Source organism: Pseudomonas sp. SDO52101_S400 (assembly GCF_054071635.1).
Map to the genome: position 1 here is coordinate 39,693 of NZ_JBSVWF010000038.1, position 21,433 is coordinate 61,125.

Below are 21,433 nucleotides of genomic sequence, written 5' to 3' on the forward strand. Positions count from 1 at the left end.
TGACCGAGCAGATTGCGATAGATCTGAGACTGAGAAATTCCTGTGAGCTTAGCTATGCCGGCACTGGATGTCACACCTTGGTCAGCAAAGAATTTCTGAAGCTCTGAGACTACCTGCGCTGTAGGTTTATGCATATTCATGCAACAATATTAGCATATTGGCATAAACCTGAAGATGCTCAGGTATCAATCAAAAGTCGCTAATTGGGTTATGCTGACCCGCTTTTTTGGCGCCCTGCCAAATCCTGGGACATGAAATGCGCGAAGCCGAGATAAAACGAGCTCTGGCACTGCACCTCAATAATTTGCCGGAAAATCTTCCTGGTTCATTCCTTGAAGAGGTTGAGTTAAGCGGCGGTGAGATACGTGCCGATCTCGTGCACGTGATGGATATGCACTGCTATGAAATCAAAAGCGAAGCGGACACCCTCAAACGTTTGATTGGTCAGGGAGCTCGTTACGCACGAGTTTTCGATCGAGTTACGCTGGTAACGGCAGAACGACATTTGAAGAAAGCCCTGCCGATTCTTCCCTCTTGGTGGGGAATTCTCGTCCTACCGGACGAAACCACAGACAAATTCAAACAAATCCGCTCAGCCAAACCCAACAAGCGACACGAACCTGATGTACTCGCCACACTGCTCAAGCGTGATGAGGCTCTTCACCTCCTCGATAGACTTGGACAGCTACGGGGATGGAAAAGTAAAAGCCTTTACCAGATTCAAGCCCATATCGCCCAGATCCTGAGCCTTGATGAATTACGGCAACATGTTCGAGAGTATCTTCTTAAGCGGGTCGGCCTTTCTCAATCTATCCACTGCCGAGAAGAGCTGATCGTCGAGCTCGAAAACCTCACAACGGATCTGAGCCCTGCCGATCTGTACGAAAAAGCCCGCACTCTTTCTATCTAAAAGGAGGGGACCTCCCTCCTTCGATATGTAAAGAACTCACCCTCTGCGCGGAAAGCTTCCGGCAGGCACGAGTCAGCAATCAGACCACAGCGCAGTCTTAGCACTCGGGGAATGCGCTCAACGTATTGATCTTCCCGCCGTGTATGCCAGGTCAGTACTGCTCCTTGACCACTACCGCAATGTGATGACTCCAACCTTCCGTGATGTGGTAATGACCACAGCGTTTCTTGGTAAGCAGTACAGTGGGGTCTGCGCGCTCAGCCAAGAGCTCGTCACCAAATGAATATGTCGGTCCTTTAAAATCAGCCGCATAAGCGTTGACCATGATTTCAGAAATAGCGACAGAGTCCGTTTTTTTCTTACCGTCGGCACGGAGAATGAGCCAGTCATTATTCCGCGTATAACGGATTGCCACTCGTGCGCCTCGTCGCGTTAACGCCTCCTCAGTCCAAACGGGAGAAAGAACTCCGTAATCGCTGAAGCCGATTTTTATGCCAGGAGCAGCGGCATTGAGGTCACTCCAGAACGACCAATCTCGCCGGTTAAAAACACCAACCCCTGTTTTTACCGCCGCTAGGCTTTCAGGGTAGGCGCCTGATGCAACATGGATGCTGGTGAAGCCTAGCTGTTGAAACTGCGACAACTCGGTGGAAAACCGTTGAGTATCTGCATTTGTCCATGTTTGCGGAGCGACACCGAGATCGATGATCAAACTCATCCGCAATCCATGAGCAGCTAGGGCGTTGTATGCCGAAGTAACATTGGCCAGGTGATCAGCGGTGATTGATAGCGCAGCTACCCGTAAGCGCAGTGCAGCTTCACCAAAAGAGGCTGCCAGAGTCTGGAGTGGTACACCGAGCCCTGGTACATCATAAGGATTGAACACAGGAATGATCGGGAGGCCAAGCCCGTTTGCCGAGGCCAGAAAGTCATGAAACTCACGCTTTCGGTTCGCCGTTAAAACTCCTTTAGGATCGGCATAATCGACCATCGCCGAACTGCCCCACGTGCCATGAAATGCGCCCATGAGATTAATGTGTTGGGCAGAATCCCTGACTTCTACGCAAGGAAGCACGTGTCTCGCTATGTCGGCAGCTACTTTTTTTAGCGCCTTCTGTTCGTAGGATTGCCATTTAATGATGGGAATATACGGGGGATGGTCAGGGAAATTTATCGCCATGCTATTACCGCTCCTTGGTGCACCTTGGTGGCAAAGGAATATCACGGCGCGCTAAACATTGCCATCGTCTGATCGTCTATTACTCGCCCCCCCCCCCCCCCAAAAAAATCTAATTCTTGTGGTGGTCGAATTGCGCTGCGAATCAATCACGACGGCAAGAGCCCCCTATAGCCCATTTTGTCGCTGGCAAGCGGCGTCACCCTCTTTTTGGTTTACGTCACCGAAGGCCCGTTTAAGAGTGTGTTTTTTTCAAAGCAGACCATGATCTAGCCTGCCAAGATGCGATTCTGAATAGTCTGCACCTAACGTAGCGACACAGTTATTCGCATTTTTCGTTGTAGGTAGGCACCAGCAGGCTACAAGACACAACAGTAGAAAACTGCACATCACGCTCAGCAGGCACGATGCTCCGAAAAGCTCCAGCACAAAAGCTGCAGCAATGGGGCCACAAGCTTGGGCAACATGTAGGCGCTTATGTGGAATTGCCCCAACTTCAGTAAGTAAATACTCAGCACAGAGGGCCATAGCCTTGAAGGCTAGCTGGGTCAACGATTTCTCGGCGGCTGGGTCAATTTCTCCTCACTGCCAGCAGATAGGGCTCAATACTTTCCGCGCTAGATGCTCCGAGCTCCCAGGTTGGTCCGGCTAAAACTAAACGGGCCAGCCAGAAAGGCCAGCCCGTTTTGCTGTATGCCGCCTAAATCAGGCGGCCTTTTTCTTTACTACGAAATCAATTTCCAGATCTGCGCTGGTCAACATATTCACCAGAGCATCCAGGGAAAATTTGTCGATCTTCCCGTTCAGCAACTCACTCAAACGCGGTTGTGTCACGTGCAGTTGTCGTGCCGCGTCCTTCTGCGGCAGGTCCCAAGCTTTGATGGTCTTGGTCAATACTCGCATAAGCTTGGAGCGCAGCCGAAGGTTCTCGGCTTCTTCTGGCGAATCAACCAACGCATCCCACACGGAGGTAGAGCGTTCGTTTGCCATTTTTTAATCCTCTGTTTTACGTTATTGCATTTAGAAAAGTATCGAGTACGGACTGAGCCTAGACCTTTACCCCTTGCCACGAGTGAAAGGGGTTGGGGCTCCCCCCCCGGTTGCCGCCAGGGGGTATCGCAGTCCATCAGTCCAGCGACTTGTACCGGGCTTTCGCCAAGTCAATATCACACTTTTCCGTCTTTTCAGTGGTTTTGCGAAACGCATGCAGAACGTAGATTGCATCCGGCCGGTTCACCACATAAAACACGCGAAAAGCCCCGTCTTTACATTTGATACGGATTTCACGCGTTCCCGCACCTACGGAATCCATCGGCTTCCAGTCTGTAGGGTCTTCTTCATCCTGGATTAGTTCCAGCTGATAGCCGGCCCGTTGTTTTGCCACCGTAGGAAAATCCCGAAGATCCTCCTTACTGCTACCAACCCATTTGATAGGTTTCTGCTGCTTTTGTTCGTCCTGCATGGTTTGAACTCCTTACTCGATTCGAATTGCGTGCGCTGATAGCGGCCATGGTGTTTCCCTCACTGGTTTTGGATGTAGTTGACGTACCCACTTGCCTATCTGTGGCTTGTACGTGGGGTTTGCGACGCTCAACGAAGAGAAGGATATATCGATACCGAGATAACGTCAAGCAAATGACAGTAAATTATCTCGATTTCGATATGTGACAGAAAATTTTCATTCGGAGACTGAAGATATAGGGCGGGAGGCTGGTGAGATGAGGCTATTAGCGGATGGCCTATAGTTCGAGAGACATGAAAGGGCGTTTGTAGGCGCTGGTGCGTAGTTTCCCCACCTGCTGTGGCAAAACTACCCCAACATAAATACGCAAATACCCAGCATAGAGGCCATAGTTTTGAAGGCTACCTAGGTCAACGATTTCTAGGCAGCTGGGTCACCTCCTTATCAGCGCCAATAGATCAGCTTCCCTCAGAGCGCAAATCGTATCCGGGACTCACGGCGTTGTGCCGGTGGCAATGCCTCTCCCAGTTTCACGGCGGCCAGTAGCTGATCAACCCCAATATGTACGGCATCGGCTTGCACGTTGGACGGCTTGAAATTCGCTACATTATCGAGACCTTGCCGGTGCGCCTGAATGATTTTCACGTCCTGACGAATAACGATATGGGTGTACAGATGAATGAACGGACGCAACAGGCGCAATACCCAGCGGGGTAGTCGGAAGCGGTAGGCGATGTAGGTATAGACGCGTGAATGTCGTGAGTCTAAGGGTGTGATCTGGCTGATAATGAAGAACGCCGAACAGTCGCCCCAGCGGTAGTCGCAGCGCGTGACGTTGGGCGCAAAAAAACGATCCGTGTGTACCAAGGGCTCGCCGTCGGGGTTACAGAGCCAGTTCATAAAACCGATCTTGTCGCCGTCATCATGATAGGTCACTTCAATGCTCTGCGCTTTACACGCGAGCGTGGCCTCCATTGTTCGCCCCGTGCTGGATCTGAAGATGCCTTCGTGCACAAACACGGTATGCGGTACGTCCATGAAGTTCTGTACGAGGCTGCCGACATCAGCCTCGAACGTGTTGATCATGAAATAAGACTGCCAAGGTTTTTCGCCGTAGACCGGTAGCTTGAACACAGGTTTTTCCTGCGGGTTGCCCGTGCCGGTGTAGACCCAGACCAGCCCGTCCTGTTCTTGTACTGCAAAGTGACGTTGGCGATAGCGATACGCGGGGGACGCCGAAGAACATGACTTTTCGCCGACGCTAGGGATATGCACCACCTGCCCTTGAGCGTCGTAGCGCCAGCCGTGGTAAGGACACACGAGGCAATCGTCGGCAATCTTGCCCGCCGACAGGCGCGTTCCGCGGTGCACACACTGATCGAGCAGCGCCGCCGCCCGGCCGTCACGCTGGCGAAAAAGCACTAGGTTCAAGCCCAGAATCTTCGCCCGGTAAGGTTTGTTTTTGTGCAGTTCTTTCTGTGTGCACGCCACATACCATTGTTCGAGGGTGCCATCATCCGGCGTCTCAAGAAGATCGTTCAAAGGTGCCGACATGAGCTTTCCGTCAGAGCGAGAAGGGCTTCGGCTGTCTCCAGCCGATTGATAAGTGAACGCGGCTTGAAGTCGCCCGCGCGGATGCCGCTTAACTCCGCCGCCTGCTGCAATACATGCGCGAGCCGATCAGCGCCGCCGTCGAGCAGGCGCACCTGCACAGGTCCCAGTTGCCCGAGTCGGCGTGCCTGGCAGTAATGAAAGGCCTCGGACAGTGCCGCCTCGATCGTCAGTATCAAGGCACTGGCATCAAGCTGGCGGGATGTCGCTACCAGCGCCGTGTAATGCGGTGGCGAAGCGTAGGCATTGGGGATCAGGCAGGCGGCGCCTTTTGTCGCCAGGCAACGGTCGAACAGGTTCTGCACGATTTGCTCATCGAGCTTTTCCCCGACCAGATCACTGGTTCCCGTGGCACGTCCCACGAACTCGACCCGTGGCGTGGCCCCCGACATGCCGACGACGCGGACCCGATCGCCTAATGCATAGCGGTACAAGCCGCCACCGGTCGTCAGCAGGACCTGCGCCGTTTCTCCCAGGCGTAACGAATGAGCATGACGCAGGGCGCCGTCTTCGCAGAGAAATTCCAGATAATGGCTGCCGACCGCCAACGGGCACCCAGGCCCGTCGCCAAATGGAATGCTCACGACGCCTTCGGTGGCAAAAAGACTTTTCGGCAGCCACTGCGTTTGCGGAAAACGCACGGCCAGTTGCGTGAAGTAGTGGCGGCTGGGACCCTCCATCCAGCAACTGACGGCGGCCAGTCGTGGCCATAATTCGGTGCATACTCCCTGGGATCTCGCTCGACGCAATGCTGACTGGCGCGACGCGGGAAGCGCAGCCTCCAGCCATGCAAACGTCTGCACATGTTCGGGGGTTTCGCCGTCGAACAGTGGCTGCAACAGGCTGGTCAGGAAGGTCGGGCTCCACACACTGATAAAGCTCAGATCGGCATCAGCCAGCAAGACCAGGAGGGTCTGTCGGCGCCATTGCGACAACGCATCGCTGAACTCGGGAATCAACAAAGTCCCTGCCAGACCGGTCAGATGACTACCGTGCAAATACTCCAGATCACTGGCCGACCCGATGCGAATGCCATTGGGTCCCGCCACTGGCATTTGCAAGGGCGGCGACATTGACCAATAGCTTGATCCGTGGCTGATTCCGGGCACCTGACGATGCATGTCGGCGAGCCAAACGGTCAGCGCGCTGTGCATTTCTGCGAGGAAGGCGCGCGTATAGGGAATCGCTTTTTGCAGCGCGCTATTTCCACTCGTACGCTCGAAGAACAGCGGCGGGGAGGAGGTCAGAATCGCTTCGGATTCATTTTGCGCGCGTTCGATCCAGGGCTGCAGTTGCACGTAAGTGTGGATCGGGACGTTGTCGTGAAACTGCGTCGAGTCACGCAGCCGAGCAAAGTGGTGATCGCGGCCGAATGCGCAATCACGGTTGGCTTCGAGCAATCGCTGCAATGCCAGCTCTTGAGTCGATTGCGGTTGCTCAAGTTGCGCGTGCCATTGATCGAGTGTGGGCTTGGCGCGTTCCAGGAAGGTCTGCCACAGCGCGCGTTTGACATCCATGTTAGCGCTCATCAGAAGTAGGTCTTGTCCAGTTGCGTCAAATCATCGGGTAATCGCTGGGGTGGCAGAAAAACCTGCAGCCAGCCATACCAGAGCGGCCGCGTTTCTTTCAGATTGGAGGCTTCATGCATCTGCTGCCAATGCATGGCCGAGTGCCGATGATGGGTCAGGTTGTAGTTGAAGTTCAAAAACGCCCAGCGAACCAGACGCGGAGCCCTCATGTTATAGGCGCCTTCGACGACATCCAGCGGCGTGCGCATGTGGTACACCCACTGCAGCGACGACCAGGAAAATGCAAAAGCGAGGTAGGCGATGAGCACAACCTGCCATCTCCATCCCAGCATGAGTCCGATCGATAACCACGCGACGACGCCGGCAATGACTTCCAGGCGGATGCGTTTGAAGTCGGCGCTGGAGAAATCCTTGAAGGCCGCAGCATAGGTATTGACCTCTGCAGTCCGAGACCACTTGTCCGTGATGCGGGCCGGCAGCAACGGTAATAAAAGGCTGCCGACAAACGCCGCCAGCCAGATACCGCCGAGCACCGCAAAGTAGTACTCGATGCGCTTGCGCCAAAGCGACTCATCCGCGACCGCGAAGTCGGCCAGCTCTGCGCGTGTGCGATTGCGCACATGGTGTCCCAGATGGTTGATATGGATCAGCGTAGCCGAGGCGCCAAAAAGGGTAGAAGCCCACCACATGACGAAGTAGTTGAGTGATTTGCGACTGTGGGCCAAGCCATGAAAGGACTCGTGCATCATCGAGAAAACACCTTGCATGACGAGGCAGAACGGAACAAGCACCAGCCATTTGAGCCAACCCGCATCAGTGTGGGAAAGCCAAGTCAGGGTTGTGCCCCAAAATAGCGTCTGTAGCGCCAGAACACACAGATTTCCCACGTCGAAACGACGCGTTTGCGAAATGTCACTGGAACTGCGCATATGGGCTCCTTGAGAACGGTCGAGTCAAAAAAGTATACCGCCCTGACCGCTTCACTCACGATCAATTGCTGAGGCGTCGGGGCAACGAGGAACCGCAGAAAACTTTATGTCGTATCTAAAACGCCTTTTAACCAGACGCTCGGCGGCAATATCCGGTGGCACCGACATCCCCCGGCGCAACCTGCGTTTTGCAATCGATGAGCAGATTCCACGCTATTGGTATCGTGGCTGGCCGCACGTGACGCGCTTTTTCGATGGTCTGTCGATCATGTTTCCACTCGGCGAAAAACTCTTCATCGACAGTGTCGTGCACTTTCGAAAAGCGATCGAAAAAGATCCGGCGCTGGCCGAAGCCGTTGACGCGTTCGTTTATCAGGAAGCTTCGCATATTCGCGAACATCGTTCGTATAACCAGCTACTCGCGGCACAAGGTGCACCTGTCGATGCCCTCGAACAATTGCTGTTGCGCCGTCAGGAGGTGGGCAACAAGTTTTCGCCGGCGATGCGTCTGGCCATGACGGCCAGCCTGGAACACTTCACCGCGATTCTGTCCGATCAACTCCTGCGCAATCCTGCGGTCCTCAAAGGTGCCGATGGAAAGATGGCCATGCTATGGCGCTGGCATGCGATCGAAGAAACCGAACACAAGGCTGTCGCCTACGATGTGCTGGGCGTGGTGGTCAGCAATCCGCTCTGGCGATACCTGATGCGATGCGGGGTCATGCTGATCATGACCGGCTACTTTGCAGTCGATGTCATGTACTTCATTCATCGACTTGCCGGCAATGACGGGCAACGCCGCAACGGGCGCGAGTGGCTGCGTTTGCTCGGCTGGTTATTCGTAAATCCCGGCCCGCTGACCCGTGTGTTTCCGAGATGGCTGGCTTGGTTCATTCCGGGGTTTCATCCCAACCATCTCGACACCCGTGAAGCGCTGGAAGCGGCGCGGGAAACGCTGGACGAATACGCTGGGCGCACACTATGAGGCGACTTTCGGCGATAACAGAGGTCTGGGGGCCTGAGGGGTTCGACGACTGGCCGCTGCATTTTCCGAAAACCGAATTCGCAGCGCCCGAGGCACGGCTGGACTGGACGGAACAATTTGTCGCGTCCTGGCACAAACCCATACTCAGCCTTCCCCCAGGCACGTTGGTGGTACTGGTTGCCGGACTGTTTTCCGAATGGTTGCCCGGCTGTTTTCAGGATTGTGCAAGGACGTTGCGGCGCTTGGGCTATCCAGTTCTGCGCATGCCTGTACGTTCATCTCGGGGCGTCATGGCGCAAGGTCGGCATATCTGCAAGTTGCTGGCGGCCGAACTCAGGCAGGGGCAACGATTTGTCGTGTTGGCGCACAGCAAGGGTGGCCTCGACGCGCTCGCGGCATTGGCACAGGACAAGGCATTGAGCGAGGCATGCGATGGCGTGGGGCTGGTGCAACCGCCGACAGGTCCGTCAACCGTCATGGACGACGTGTTGGCTGGCGGCGCAGGGCAGTCGAGCATCAACTACCCGTTCGATCACGTTCGCCGGGTGCTGGCGAAAACCCCTTGGGTGGCCGATGGCGCGCGGGATATCAGCAGTCTGCGCGACCCGCACATTACCCACCTGCTCAAAAACCAGCCCGCCGCCGTACAGTGCGTGCACGTCGTCAGTTGGAGCGCGGCTCCCAGTTCGCGCCTCGATACCCATCATGCCCGCCTCAATGCCCGGAGACCCGGTTGGGCTCATGACGGACAGTTTTACCTCGAGCATCAACGCATAGAGGGCATGCCGCAGATCTGTCTGCCCCGGCTCGATCATGGTCAGCCGGTGCTGGGCGGCAGTGGTTTTGATGCCACACGTTTCTGGCTGACGCTGTTGGCTGTCGTGCACGGACGCGTTCAAACGAGATAGATTTCGAAGCCCGGGATGCGCTCGGCGTCCTGCGCATTCAATGCCTCGGCATCCCCCACACAGGGCGCCGTGTACAAATCCATTGGAATGGACACGGCGCGATAGCGCGTCATAGCCATCCAGAGCGGGTCATGGTCATACAGACACAATTGCATCAACGCGTACTGACCGCGAACACGCATCCACGCCGCATCCAGCAATGCCGCAAAGATCTGCGGGTCGCGATGTCGTACGTGCAAGTGAGTCAGGTAAACGTCGCGCAATGCCTCGCCGGGCGCAGCAATGGCAGGGCGCCCCAACAGCGGCGCACAGGTGTTAAACGCGAGGCGAAGGGCCTGGTGCGCCAAGGACAATGTTTCAAGTACCACCCGTTTGATCCGCCCAGCATCCCAAGGCGCGACACAGCCCAGTAGATTGTCTTGGGCGTCCAGTGCCAGCAGAAATGACGAGAGGCCGAAGTCCGGCCAGGTGTTCAAGCGCCGCGCAAACTGCTCTTCACTGAAAATGGCGCCGAAGGGCTGACCGGCCGATTCACGGTCGAGAAACGAACGCAGCGCATCGGCGTGGCACGGCTGTGCTTGTACGATGCGCACGTTGTCCAGTGTCCGCGGAGTGCTTCGCCAACCACGCTGGGCATACACGGCTACGTTGCTGTAACCACGCCAGTGGGCAAGCTTGAGTGGATTGGCGCGCCTTCCACCCAGCAACGACTGTGTGGCGAGACGGTTGTCGCGGATGACACAGCAATACGCGTGCTGGACGCCCGTTTCATTGGCCAGCGCTTCGAGTCGGACTTTGACCTCGGCCATCCACGACACCGACAGACGCCTATCGGGTACCAGCCGCAGATCCCCCAAATAGGCCACGGGCTGAATGCCACCCTGAAGATAACCCTCGCGCACCACCAGGCTGGCAATGCCCTTCAGATCACCGATCTCGTTCTCGGCTAGCCAGGTGCGATGATCCAAGGCATGACAATGGTGCAGCGCAAAATAGTCAGGCCCGCGATCAAAACGCATTGGCAAGCCGCCCTGCATGGCCCGCTGCGCCTGAAAGTCGAGCAGTTGCCGATTGTCCGCAGCGCTAGCCTGGCGGATCAGCATGGTTGCGCGGCGGCGAAAAGACGCAGCGCCATCGGCCGCAGGTTGTCGGGGTGCAATTCACACAGACAGACCAGCTCATCGCCCGACGCGTAATGAGGATTTTTCTGCAGAAAATAGGCAACGTTTTCCAGGCGCAGGTGAGGGGCAGGGACTTGTGCCAGTTCCTTAGTCAACCGACCTTGCGGCACTTTGAAAGACAGCACGCCCGTTGCCGGATCATAGGCTTCGCCGAAACGCTCCACTGCGAGATAATCCGCCAACGCCTGCACTGCAGGATCCGTCGCCACGCCGGCGCGGGGGGCATAGTTCAACGCCATGGCGCCCAGATAACGGTAGGTGCGGTGACCCTTGCAGATCAGAAACCAGTACAACGGCACGTCCGGCTGCTCCTGCCAGATCTCACCGGCCAGGCGCATCCACGCGAATGCCAGTTGTTGGCTACCCCAGTATTCGCGGTCAATGATGGTGTCGCCGGAAAAAATTACTCTGACCGGTTGGCCTAACCACGTGCGCTCATACCGTTTGAGGGTGGTGAAACCGACGATGGTTTCATCTGCGCAACGCAATACGATGCAGTGCGTCTTGTCCTGGAAATCCTGATCGAATCGCGGGCGAGAAGTATCGCAGTAGGATGCGGAATAAATCTCGAACATCCGATCGATTTCATGTGGATGCAGATCGCGGCATTCAACGGGCGTTGCGCTCAAACGCATGGAGATCCTCGGCATCGCAAGCAAGATGTTTGGAGTTTGGCGAGTTGCAAGGGTCAATGCAACGTAGACTTCCTTTCGTCGCTGCCATTTTCTGACGGTGCAAACCTTGAATAACCGAGCAGAAATCGCCGTTCATGGCGGTATGGAAAATTGAGTTTGTTCTGACCCATCAGGCGCCTTATTCATGTCATCCACGTTTGTCAGTCATCACCTTGATACCTCGATCGTGACGCGGCCCTTCGTTTGGCTGTTGATCTACACCGTCGTGACGGGCGCACTGTACTTTCTCGTCACACACGTCCCGATGGGCGCGGTACGGGTGATTCAACCGACGGGGTTTGATGCGCACATTGCTCGACTGCCTTACACCTTGCCGCTGTACCTGAGCTATGTATTGATCATGCCGGTGCTGGTGCTGCTGGGACGGCGCCACGAATGGCTGTTGCCCGCATTTTTTGCGGCGGCCGTGGCTTCCGGAACCTGCCTGCTGAGCCACTTGTTCTGGCCGACCATGGTCGAGCGTGCGGACAGCGCGTCTCAGTGGCTCAATTGGTTCTACCGGATCGACTCACCGTTGGCCGCCTCGCCCAGCGGGCATATCGCATTGCCGGTGTCCATCAGCGTTGTCCTCGGTTATCTGCGCATCCGTGCGGCATGGCTCTTCAGTCTGTGGAGCGTGGTGCTGGGGATTACCGTGTTGACGACTGGCCAGCACGTGTTGCTCGACGTGGTGTATGGCGCCGCGATTGGCGGCGTAGTGGGCTTGGTCACAGTAATGCTGAAGCGTTTGATGGTGGATCTGCGCACCATGGCAGCGATCCTGCTGGAATGGCTGTGCATCGTCGTGACGTTGCGCATCGCGCTGTACGTGGGGGACTGGCGACTGTATGGCGTGGCCTTCGTGGTAATTGCCGCGCGCCAACATGCGCTGTTCATTCTGTACCACGACGCAACGCACTATCACTTGACTCGTCATCGCACGCTCAACGACTTTCTGATCAACCTGGCGATCGGGGTGCCAGGAATGGTCCCGGTGGAATTCTATCGGCCCCTGCACCTCGAACATCATCAACAGACCGGAACCGCGAACGACCCGGAGCGGCGTTTCCTGTATAGCCGGCAGCCTTGGGATTTTCGCCCGCTAAGCGGGAGGTTATTGCTGCGGCAATTGCTCGGGGATCTGTTCTTGATCAACACGCTGCGCAACCTGCGCGCCTATAAGGCGGCGGGCGGAGAATCACCGAAGATGACCCGGCCCGCATTGGCTGCCGGTGTGATCTGGCTGGTCCTTTTATCTTTCATTTTTTGGCAAACGTCCGCCCAGACGCTGTTGCTGATGGTGTTTTTCTGGTTTGTGCCACTGGCCACGCTGGGCACCCTGCTGCAGAAAATCCGCAGCATTGCCGAGCACAGTGGCGGACCTGACGTCACCCCTGGTTGGCGGGAATGGACATATGCATGGAAAGTCGGGTGCGCAGGGCGGTTTTTCATTTGGCCCTATCACATCAATCTGCACCTGCATCATCACCGCAGTGCCAACCATCCCTGGCATGTTCTCCCGCGTCTGGTGACGGCGGATGAAACGTTGCTGGACTCACGGACGCTGCCCTCGCTGCTCTGGTCGGGGATGAACAAGAACCGTTGACCCAGTCTACTTCCCGGGCAGCACCGTTGGCGTAAAGAACGCCCCACGTTTTTAACTTGCAGCTTCACCCTTAGGATTGCTGGCAATCAGGCTGGCGCCGCACGCGGTTTTCATCCCATGAAGCGCTACCGCGATGCCGCCGACGTCCAGCAGGGCGCTGCCCTGCGTAATAGGGAAAACCCCTTTGCACTGCGGGCAAACCACCTTATGACCAACACCGGACATTGGTTTGCCGTTCAGGTCCGTCTGGTTGAAAGCTTCAAGAACGGTGCCACCATGACTGGTGGAATCGCCGAGCCGAATGATGTCCATGTTCAGCAGGCCTCTTAGAGATCGTCCATCCAGTTGGTTTTCGGTTTCTGGTCGGCGAGGAATTCTTCCAGCGTATGATCCTGCTCGATGACCGGCATTTTTGGCGCCGAATGCACTGAAGGTGGAGCTGGTGGTTCCTCGGTACTGGCGGTTTGAGGCATCAGGTTGACGCCGAAATGATCGTTGCCTGAGGGCTTTTTGCCGGGGGTTGGCGAGGTCACAGCAATGATTGTTGCCAGCTCCGGACGGCGCATAGGCATGACCACACTGGTGTCCGCATTCAGGTAGCTGGCCATCGTTGCCAGGGTGAGGCCGACAAACGGAGACGCCGAGCCAGTGTCCCCCAAGCGCTGGGTCAAATCGTAGCTTTCGCGCGAATCAAGCAAGTCTAGCGGACTGTGCGCGGCGGAGAGTGCCGGCAGCAGTTCAGCTAACGGTGTGGTGTTCAAGCCACCATCAAAGAAAACCCGAGCCGGTTTCTGCGTGAGGCCGTCGGTGGCCTCTTTCCAGCCTGCAGCCAACTTGACGGTCAGTGCATCGCGTTTGAGGCGTTCGCCATTGTCTGGCCGCAGTAATGACACAGTGACCGGCCGATGCAGCTTCGCCAGCACTGGCTGCGCATCCCACTGCTCGAACGCGCGCTGGGTCCAAGGCTGAGGAATGAACGTTGATGGCTGAAACTCAACCGCAGGTTTCCTCGCGCCCCAGCCGGTGAACTCCGGGTCGATTTTGTTCTCATTGACCTTGGCAAACTGCGCGTAGTAACGCAACCATTCGACGCGCTCAGGGCGACCGATAACCATGGCGACCATGGCGTCGGTGAGTTCGCCCGGCTTGCGTGGACCTGGCCCACCAATCAGTGGCGCCTTTTTAGCCGACAGGGCGAACGACATGCTGAACCCTTCTACGTTGTAGACCAATACAGCGGGTAGATCGGGATTCTGTTCGAACAAATTGAATAGCTTTTCCACCAGTCCTTCCGGGGTATCACTGCAAACAACGCCATCTTGCAGATTGCGCACGCGATGCCAGTGCAAGCCCGCTTCCGTGCGGTAACTATTGACCATTCCCGAGAGCATTTCCCGGGTTCTTTCCGGGGAATAACGCAGGTTCGGTGTATCGGGACTCCAGCCCCGAACGACTGTGATGGTCGGGATTGGCCACTTCTCCATGAAGTCGCGCAAGCCCAGTTCTAAAGCATCGGCCTTGCGCTTGTCATAGGCCATGTCTTTGGCATCGCCATCCACCGGATATTTTTTCGGGTCAGTAGGAAGGATACTCCCCACGTGGAGGGCTTCGGTCTGTTTTGCATTCTGCTCTTGCAAGGCTTTCCAAGCTTGACCCTGACGGAATACGTCGAGGCTCAAGCCAATGGCAAGCACATCCAGCGTGTCCAGATGGGGCGAGGTGGTTGGAGCACGATAACGAGCATCAACAGGCATAGTGGCGGCCTCCTTGGCCGAGATGTAGGCAGTCACAGATGATGCCGGACTAGCAAAGCAACGGCTGACCGTCGATATATGTTCAGCCGCTTGAACCAGTGGGCTGGTCAGGAGCAGGCCCGTGAAAAAAAGATACAACGCATCAAAGCGCATCAAGCAATACCACCAAATCGGATCGGTTCGCCTTTTCTGAGCTCAGTCCGGGTTTGGGTGGCCACGAGGCTCGGCATATTATCGCTGATGGCCGGCAAAGTACCGGTCTTGCGATACGCCACTGTAGAGTCAATCAGCTCGCGGTTCTTACCATCCTCTTGTTGATAGTGCTGATCCACGGAGTCGTCTGGATCATCATTCTCGGCCTGGAATTGCGCGTTTGCGCCGCCATCGGTCTTTTTCCAGTCCATGCGCCAATCCGCCACTCGACATAGATACGCGTAGAAGGACGCGTCATCGACACATTCGCCGGCGCCGATCGCCACGTCATAAGCCAGAACCTGTCGACTGTGCTCAGGGTTGTTAGGTATGGATGAGTGGAAAGACAGAGCTTCCGAATACTCCTCACCTTGCAAACGTAGGCGCGCCTCATAGGGAGTTTCCCCGCGAGTGATGAGGACCATGCCGTTGCCTTGAGCGCGAGCGACAAAAACATGGGCGCACTGTGAGGCCTCTTTACCCTCATTAAAAGCCTTTTCGACGCTCTGGATGTCTTGTCCGTATTTGAAAGCCAACCCTTCCTCCATCGTCTCCTGACGGCTGCGGCGGGGGTTTTTCGGCTCCCAACCACCGTTGGCGACGCCAATGGAGGCATCGATAGGGTCCAGTTTGTCCTTCATCTGGTAAACCCCACTCTTGGAGCCTTCCCCCGGGGCGGTCATAACGCCATCATTAGAAAAGTTCACGTCACCTGGCACTGGCAGTTGTGGAGCGGTCAAGACTACGCTGGCGCCTTTGTCCAAACTGCCATTGGGGATCCGGTCCATGAAGCCCAGGCCGGTGTCTTCCCAGGGTTGCTCGCTATCCTGGCGTAACAGGTAGACATAGGGAGGAACGTGTTTGCCAACAAGTTCTTTCTCGTTATTACGTTTACGCACGGTAAATACGCGTTGATGGAAACGTTGTGGAAGGATCTTTCGTGCGGGCTGACCATCGACTTCCTCGCCGATCCCCTGCCAACCAATACCCTGAACGTTCCTGAGGCCAACCGTCTGATCCTGAGGAGTAAAATAGAGAAAAGTGCAGCCTCGGTTGTCACGCTCGTTGAAGGTGATTTTTTCCCCGCGGATGGTGGTTTGACATGCTGTCGTGCCCGTCCAGCCTGGCCCACCAATCGCTCCGTAACCCTGCTTGTTCTTGAGGGACACGCTTGACATTGCTGGCACTGGATTAGGACTGCCCGCTATGAATTGCAAAATACCGTTGAGCGTAGCGATACGCGCGCCGGTGGTCTGTTGCCCGCCCAACTTCTGAACTTTGTCCATATTCGGCTGGAAGAGGCTGTAGGGTGAGTTGAGCATGACCACGCCATCAGCGGGCTTAGCGTTATCTTCCTTAAGGAACGCATGGGCCAGCAGTGTGAGCAGGGTGCCTTGACTGTGGCCAACTACGTTGATCGTATCGTTCGGATGACGTTTGTGGATGATCTTGATCAACATGGCTAGGCGCATGGCTGCCAGCACCATATAGCGCCGCCCGGCGGCAGAGAACAGCGGGTGGGTCATCGTGCCACCGATTTTGTTCAGGGAAATAAAACCGAGCAGCATGCCGTTGAATCCCTTACCCCACATATCCGGCAGATTGGTGGTGGCATTAGCAAACTGGCCGCCTTCCTTGGTACCGGCCTTGTCCAGGCGGTTGCCGTCTCGGTCTAGCCACTGACCGTGCTTCTCATCTTTTTGAATGAACGCCTCTTCCTCGCGAAACCCCCAATAAAATGGCACCACCACACTGCGTGGCTGGCATCCTTCACTTGTGGTTCCAGACTTGCGACGAAAGTACACGGCGTCAGGGTTCATGGCCTTGCCGTCATCATCCTCGGGGACACTGTAACTGGCCGGCAACAAATATCCTGGATTGTTCGCCCCGTTGGGGAAAGTGCGTGACATATCGAGGCGCTCGTTCAGCCCCTCGCACAAACCCTTTTCAATACGTGCGTAGCAACCGGCCAAGTCGTTGACACCGTGAACGAGGATCGTCACACAGGGCTTTGGTGGCGGCGGAATAAGATGAATGTCGCCACCGCTAGGCATAGTAATCGATTGGCTTGAACAGATTTTTTTCGGTTGGGCAGCGTCAGTCATTCCGAATTTCCTCCATGAACTTTATCCCGTTGGTCTCGACGATTTTGGTCGAACGCCTGCCCGGGTTAGCGATTGCTATCCGATGCCGATCATCTGGCATCGTGATAAGCAGACGTAGTGAGTTTCTAACCTGCATTTTTCCCTTATGTGATGACCCTGGCACGCACCAAGGTCATGACGGATTTGTCCGCTGATGCCTATTGGCTCTGCGCGTCAAATACGAAGGGATCCCCCTGATTTGGAAAGTGCAACAAGTACTGCGCTACCGGCTTTTTGGCATCAGGCACCAGATAATCCACTTTCAATCCAGTTGGATTGTTTTCCTTCTCCGCCCCTAGATAAGAGTTTTCCGGATAGCTGAACTGATTGTGGGGCGCCTTGCGAATGGCCGAACAGGAGGCGAACAGCGGCGGCAATGCGTACAGATGCTGACCGTGTACCAGCAACACCAGGGTGTATCGATCACCGTAACCACTGCTGACGTATTGCATCTCTAGGCATGTCGAGCCACCTTGGCGCCAGGACGTGACGGTCGCCAGATTTTCCGGATCGATAGGATCACCGACGGGCCACTGTGGCGAGGCGTAGCTGATTGCATCGCGCAGTGGCCAACGTTGTTTGCCGATCGTGAGCGCCTCACCATCAAAGACAATCTCGGGTGCGCTTTTGGGCGGCTCGAGATTCAGCCCGTCGGGAGCGCTCCATTGCGCATCCTCAAAACGTTCAAACGCCGGGCGCATTGCGTTGACCCAGAGGCAATGCCTTGGTGACTCCGAGCAGGGCATGGCCAGCTCGCTCCCGGGCCCTCTAAACAGGTTGTCGCCCAGTGACTGATAGAAGGCACGGTAATCAGTGAACTGCGCCGGGGCGGCCTGCGCCAGAAGGGGCAGGCCTGCACCGAGAATCAGGCTCAGACAACGGGTGACTTTTCTCATCGATGCCCCTTGGCGCCGGATGCCTTGATGTACTCCGGATTGGTGGTCCAAAAGATCGTTTTGCCGATAGCGGCTGTGGATTGGTATTTGTAGGTATAACGACCCCGTTCGCGGGTATTTACCATTGTGTTGGTCTTTTTGTTGAACTGCGTCCAATAGGTGATTTTTTCAGGCAACGTGACTTCTGCAATACCAAAGATGTTGTGCGAGGGGGAGCCGTAGTGGAAGCCAGAGGAGTGTCGTGGATTGGTCGTTTTCTTAATATCGACACCATCCCACCAATACGCCCCGTTGGAGGGGTCATTGCCACGCTGGGCGAGCGCATCCCGTGCACTCTCTACCGCTGAACGCATGTTGGGATCGGCATTAATGGCCGCTTCTGAAGCCGACATCAATTGGTTGTAACGGACATTGTTGCCGTTAGTGGCAACGACGTAGCCAGCACCAGCCTCCTTGAGCAGGCTGTCGACGTCGGCGAGCCCCCATGCGCGCATGCGGTTGGCCACAGTAAAGCAAATGGCTCGGACTTCCTGCGGGTTGTTGTCCGTCGAGGCTTCGCCATAACCAATGGCCGCGAGTTTGCGTACCTGAGCGGTCAAGACTTCAGCCATTTTGTTTCTCCTTCACTGGCCATGATTCCAGCTCCAACTCCATATCGGAAGGGAATTCCGGCGTCCGCTCACCGGAACCCTCGGCCACGACTTCCCCGGCAGACATCACCTTGAAGTGGTGCGGCGCGGGTCCACCTTTGTCATCCTTGAACTCAAAGAATTGCACAATTTCCTCCGCCTCATCATCGGCACTGGCAACACTGGCAGCAGCCCCCGCACTGCCTGCCGCGGCCCCCGCAGCTGCGGGCGAAGGCGGTTTGAGCATGGCTACGTTGGCAATGCTCATCACATCTTTCTGCAAGAGCTGCGTAGCACCCTGAGCATCTGTCACCCCTTCGACCACCTCGCCACTGGAGAGAGTGATTTTGTACGGCATGTTGGGCATCGCTGATGTCCCATCAATCTGCTTGAGCATGAAGCGTCGCTGGGTATCGCCTACTTTAAACTTGGGCAGTTCCGCCTCCAGGCTGGTGGCGCCAAGCAAGCTGTGCTTGGCCGCTTTGACGATCAGGTTGCCAGGCATGCCCAGTTCGATATTGCCTCCCTTGATAGTGATGTAGGCCCCGCCACACATCAGGGTGATGTGTTCTTTGGCCGACACCAGCACATGCTGGTTACTTGCGCTGACTTCCACACTCTGGTCCGCCTCCAGGCGGATGTTGTTCTTCTGCGCTTGCAACAGCATCGGGCCCTGATGGGTGATCTGGCGCATCTCGCCGCTGTGAGCAAACATCCCTAGGTCGGTCCCGGCATTGAGCACAAATTTCTGCCCCGAGGTCTGTTGCTGATTCTGCTGGGCAATGGTGTCGATGTGCTCACCTGCCGCCATCGTGATGCTTTTCGGGGATGCGGCGGCAATACCGGCCTCACCGCTCACGGCAATTGCCGGATTGCCACCATTGCTCTTGCCCGACTCGTCGTTTGCACCGTTGCCCAAGTCGCGAACCGCATCGCTGAGCGTTTTCTGTGGCACCTTGTCATGTCCTACACCCTGGTTATCCTGGGCGTAATCGCCCAGATCCTTAGCCAGCTTCAACGCCGCTTCCAGTACTTGGACGACAGAGGCACGATTGAGGTGGCCACCACTGGCGTTCATTTGCTCCTCGGTACTAAGCAGCAGGCCTTTGGCTGCGCGCAGCGCTCCGTGCTCATCGGTGCGCAACTCAAAACCTTCGCCGCGGGGTTCACCGCCGCTTGGCCGGGGATGCGTCAGGTAACCCAGATGCAACGCAGTGCTGCCGTGGTCACTCATCAAGGCGGCACTGATCTGCTTGGTGGTGTCGTCAATACGCAGTTCGTTGGCCCGAGTGCCCTTGTATTCCTTGCTTTTGATGGTACTGAGAATTTTGTGATTGGGCAGTTGGTAAGGCGGCATGTTCGTCGCGCGGTACGTGCGTCCTGTAACGATCGGCTGATCGCAATCGCCGTCGAGGTAATCGACGATGACTTCCTGGCCAATCCGCGGAATCGCCATATGACCCCAGTCCGCACCCGCCCAGTTCTGAGCCACGCGCACCCAGCAGGAACTGAATTCGTTATTTTTGCCTTCTCTGTCCCATGGGAACTGGACTTTTACCCGGCCAAATTCATCGGTGTAAATTTCCTCTCCATCTGGCCCGGTCACAGTCGCAATCTGCGGTCCGTCAACAATAGGTTTGGGCTGCGGCGGGGTACGCCATTCAGTTTCTTCGGAAACGATCTCGGCGACAAAGTCATAACTCACGCCGACATCGGAACCAGCGGATTCTTCTTCCTGACTGGCATGCTGGATGCCCTTGTGAGTGATCCTCAGCGAGCGCCACCAACGATTGAAATCGTCCCGAGGGTGGCCGGTGAGCTGAAAAGAAAAGCCCGGCACCAGGCGCGGATCGTCACCTTCGACAACGGCGATCCGCGCGTCGCCACGGTGTCCCAGCAAGCGGTTCTGGGTGAAGGGTTTACCGGCAGCGGTGGCCTTGTAACGGCCCGGATAGTCGTAGCGTTCGTAGTTAGGCGCCTGATGTTGCAAATCATCGCCGGCGAAGTTCTGCTGCTGGTCGAAGGTCGGGCGCTTGAAGGTGTAATCGCGTTGGGTCTGCTCGGCCGTGCGGACGTTCTCGGTGTAACTGAACGCATAGAGTACCGGCTGAGTTGCATCCGCGGCCGGTTCAGTGGTGTAGAGCACCGGAGCGCCTTGAATACGCTCCTGCACATAAAGTTTGTCACCCTGGATCAGCGTGTGTGTGCTTTCACTGCATTTGAAGAAATAGAACAAGCCTTCTTCACTGGACAGCCGATCGAACAGGTAGAGGTCAGTGTCGCCGACCTGCGTACAGTATTCGCGCGGCAAATGTTCGCTGTTGATGTGCTGCTGATAGTCGAGTATGCCGTGCTCACTCAACACTGACTTAATGATGTCCGGTACGTTTTTCTGCTGAAAAATACGCCAGTTGGAACTCAGGGCCAGTCGGGCGAGTTGCGGTTCGACCACCGCGCGATAACGTGTTCGGCGGAAGCCGGTTTTACCTTGAGTGAAACTGGACACCAGCCCGTGGACATGACGCACAGCCTTGCCGCCTTGCCAGATCGTGAGTAGCGAGGGCTGATCGAGTACCTTGCCGAAATCAATGTTCGGGTTGCGGCTGGCCAACTCGATCGTGAGCCGAAAAGGCTCACAGATGGCCTCCTCCAGTATGAATTCTACGACCTCGAACTCCATCTGCCCTGATAACACGGAAAACGTGAACTTCAAATCCCTTTGACGCATTTAACTATTCCTTGGTCAGGTGAGAAAGAGAGTCCGCACATCAACTCTGCAAGGCATAAATTGCATCGACCAGCAGAGCTGGCCGATGCTTGAAACGATCAGCCGTAATTAAACGACT

18 protein-coding genes are annotated in these 21,433 nt (G+C 56.1%); 4 read left to right on the forward strand and 14 right to left on the reverse strand.

The window, feature by feature from the left end; translation table 11 throughout:
• Positions 1–256: 256 nt before the first annotated feature.
• Positions 257–910, forward strand: coding sequence for a sce7726 family protein (locus ACW9HX_RS19280; protein ID WP_457381818.1), 654 nt, complete (start codon positions 257–259; stop codon positions 908–910).
• 151 nt (positions 911–1,061) lie between these two features.
• Here ACW9HX_RS19280 and ACW9HX_RS19285 read toward each other — a convergent pair whose 3' ends face one another.
• The 6 genes from ACW9HX_RS19285 to ACW9HX_RS19310 all read right to left on the reverse strand — a co-directional run bounded on the left by ACW9HX_RS19285 (position 1,062) and on the right by ACW9HX_RS19310 (position 7,618).
• Positions 1,062–2,090 (reverse strand): beta family protein, encoded by a 1,029-nt coding sequence (locus ACW9HX_RS19285; RefSeq protein WP_457381819.1) that lies wholly within the window; start codon positions 2,088–2,090, stop codon positions 1,062–1,064.
• A 702-nt stretch (positions 2,091–2,792) separates the two neighbouring features.
• Positions 2,793–3,077, reverse strand: a complete 285-nt coding sequence (locus tag ACW9HX_RS19290; RefSeq protein ID WP_457381820.1) for a helix-turn-helix domain-containing protein — start codon at positions 3,075–3,077, stop codon at positions 2,793–2,795.
• A 136-nt stretch (positions 3,078–3,213) separates the two neighbouring features.
• Entirely contained in the window at positions 3,214–3,549 is a 336-nt protein-coding gene (locus ACW9HX_RS19295; RefSeq protein ID WP_457381821.1) for a type II toxin-antitoxin system RelE/ParE family toxin, read from the reverse strand.
• Positions 3,550–4,017: 468 nt separating this feature from the next.
• On the reverse strand, positions 4,018–5,103 hold the full coding sequence (locus tag ACW9HX_RS19300; protein WP_457381822.1) for a Rieske 2Fe-2S domain-containing protein: 1,086 nt from the start codon (positions 5,101–5,103) through the stop codon (positions 4,018–4,020).
• Positions 5,088–6,689 (reverse strand): GH3 family domain-containing protein, encoded by a 1,602-nt coding sequence (locus ACW9HX_RS19305; protein WP_457381823.1) that lies wholly within the window; start codon positions 6,687–6,689, stop codon positions 5,088–5,090. The genes ACW9HX_RS19300 and ACW9HX_RS19305 overlap by 16 nt, the downstream gene beginning before the upstream one ends.
• Positions 6,689–7,618, reverse strand: a complete 930-nt coding sequence (locus tag ACW9HX_RS19310; protein WP_457381824.1) for a fatty acid desaturase family protein — start codon at positions 7,616–7,618, stop codon at positions 6,689–6,691. Before ACW9HX_RS19310 ends, ACW9HX_RS19305 begins: the two co-directional genes overlap by 1 nt.
• A 106-nt stretch (positions 7,619–7,724) precedes the next feature.
• On the opposite strand from ACW9HX_RS19310, the gene ACW9HX_RS19315 reads away from it, so the two are divergent.
• Positions 7,725–8,603, forward strand: coding sequence for a metal-dependent hydrolase (locus ACW9HX_RS19315; protein WP_457381825.1), 879 nt, complete (start codon positions 7,725–7,727; stop codon positions 8,601–8,603).
• A complete protein-coding gene (locus ACW9HX_RS19320) occupies positions 8,600–9,511 on the forward strand; it encodes a hypothetical protein (RefSeq protein WP_457381826.1) in 912 nt (303 codons plus the stop codon). Before ACW9HX_RS19315 ends, ACW9HX_RS19320 begins: the two co-directional genes overlap by 4 nt.
• Here ACW9HX_RS19320 and ACW9HX_RS19325 read toward each other — a convergent pair.
• Both ACW9HX_RS19325 and ACW9HX_RS19330 read right to left on the reverse strand, forming a co-directional pair.
• Complete coding sequence (locus ACW9HX_RS19325; protein ID WP_457381827.1) at positions 9,499–10,614, reverse strand: hypothetical protein; 1,116 nt, start codon at positions 10,612–10,614, stop codon at positions 9,499–9,501. The two genes, ACW9HX_RS19320 and ACW9HX_RS19325, sit on opposite strands and share 13 nt — an antisense overlap.
• Positions 10,608–11,267 carry a hypothetical protein gene (locus ACW9HX_RS19330; RefSeq protein WP_457381837.1) on the reverse strand — a complete coding sequence of 220 codons (660 nt, stop codon included), beginning with the start codon at positions 11,265–11,267 and terminating at the stop codon, positions 10,608–10,610. The genes ACW9HX_RS19325 and ACW9HX_RS19330 overlap by 7 nt, the downstream gene beginning before the upstream one ends.
• Positions 11,268–11,511: 244 nt before the next feature.
• Here ACW9HX_RS19330 and ACW9HX_RS19335 point away from each other — a divergent pair, with 244 nt between their 5' ends.
• On the forward strand, positions 11,512–12,972 hold the full coding sequence (locus ACW9HX_RS19335; RefSeq protein WP_457381828.1) for a fatty acid desaturase: 1,461 nt from the start codon (positions 11,512–11,514) through the stop codon (positions 12,970–12,972).
• 51 nt (positions 12,973–13,023) lie between these two features.
• Here ACW9HX_RS19335 and ACW9HX_RS19340 read toward each other — a convergent pair whose 3' ends face one another.
• From ACW9HX_RS19340 to ACW9HX_RS19365, 6 genes are all read right to left on the reverse strand, one after another.
• Positions 13,024–13,284: a PAAR domain-containing protein gene (locus ACW9HX_RS19340; RefSeq protein ID WP_457381829.1), complete on the reverse strand. Its 261-nt coding sequence runs from the start codon at positions 13,282–13,284 to the stop codon at positions 13,024–13,026.
• Positions 13,285–13,298: 14 nt separating this feature from the next.
• Positions 13,299–14,879 (reverse strand): type VI lipase adapter Tla3 domain-containing protein, encoded by a 1,581-nt coding sequence (locus ACW9HX_RS19345; protein ID WP_457381830.1) that lies wholly within the window; start codon positions 14,877–14,879, stop codon positions 13,299–13,301.
• Positions 14,879–17,023: a T6SS effector phospholipase Tle3 domain-containing protein gene (locus tag ACW9HX_RS19350; protein WP_457381831.1), complete on the reverse strand. Its 2,145-nt coding sequence runs from the start codon at positions 17,021–17,023 to the stop codon at positions 14,879–14,881. Before ACW9HX_RS19350 ends, ACW9HX_RS19345 begins: the two co-directional genes overlap by 1 nt.
• 197 nt (positions 17,024–17,220) lie before the next feature.
• A complete protein-coding gene (locus tag ACW9HX_RS19355) occupies positions 17,221–17,958 on the reverse strand; it encodes a hypothetical protein (protein WP_457381832.1) in 738 nt (245 codons plus the stop codon).
• Complete coding sequence (locus ACW9HX_RS19360) at positions 17,955–18,569, reverse strand: hypothetical protein (RefSeq protein ID WP_457381833.1); 615 nt, start codon at positions 18,567–18,569, stop codon at positions 17,955–17,957. Before ACW9HX_RS19360 ends, ACW9HX_RS19355 begins: the two co-directional genes overlap by 4 nt.
• Positions 18,562–21,315, reverse strand: a complete 2,754-nt coding sequence (locus tag ACW9HX_RS19365; protein ID WP_457381834.1) for a type VI secretion system Vgr family protein — start codon at positions 21,313–21,315, stop codon at positions 18,562–18,564. The genes ACW9HX_RS19360 and ACW9HX_RS19365 overlap by 8 nt, the downstream gene beginning before the upstream one ends.
• Between the last annotated feature and the right edge of the window lie 118 nt (positions 21,316–21,433).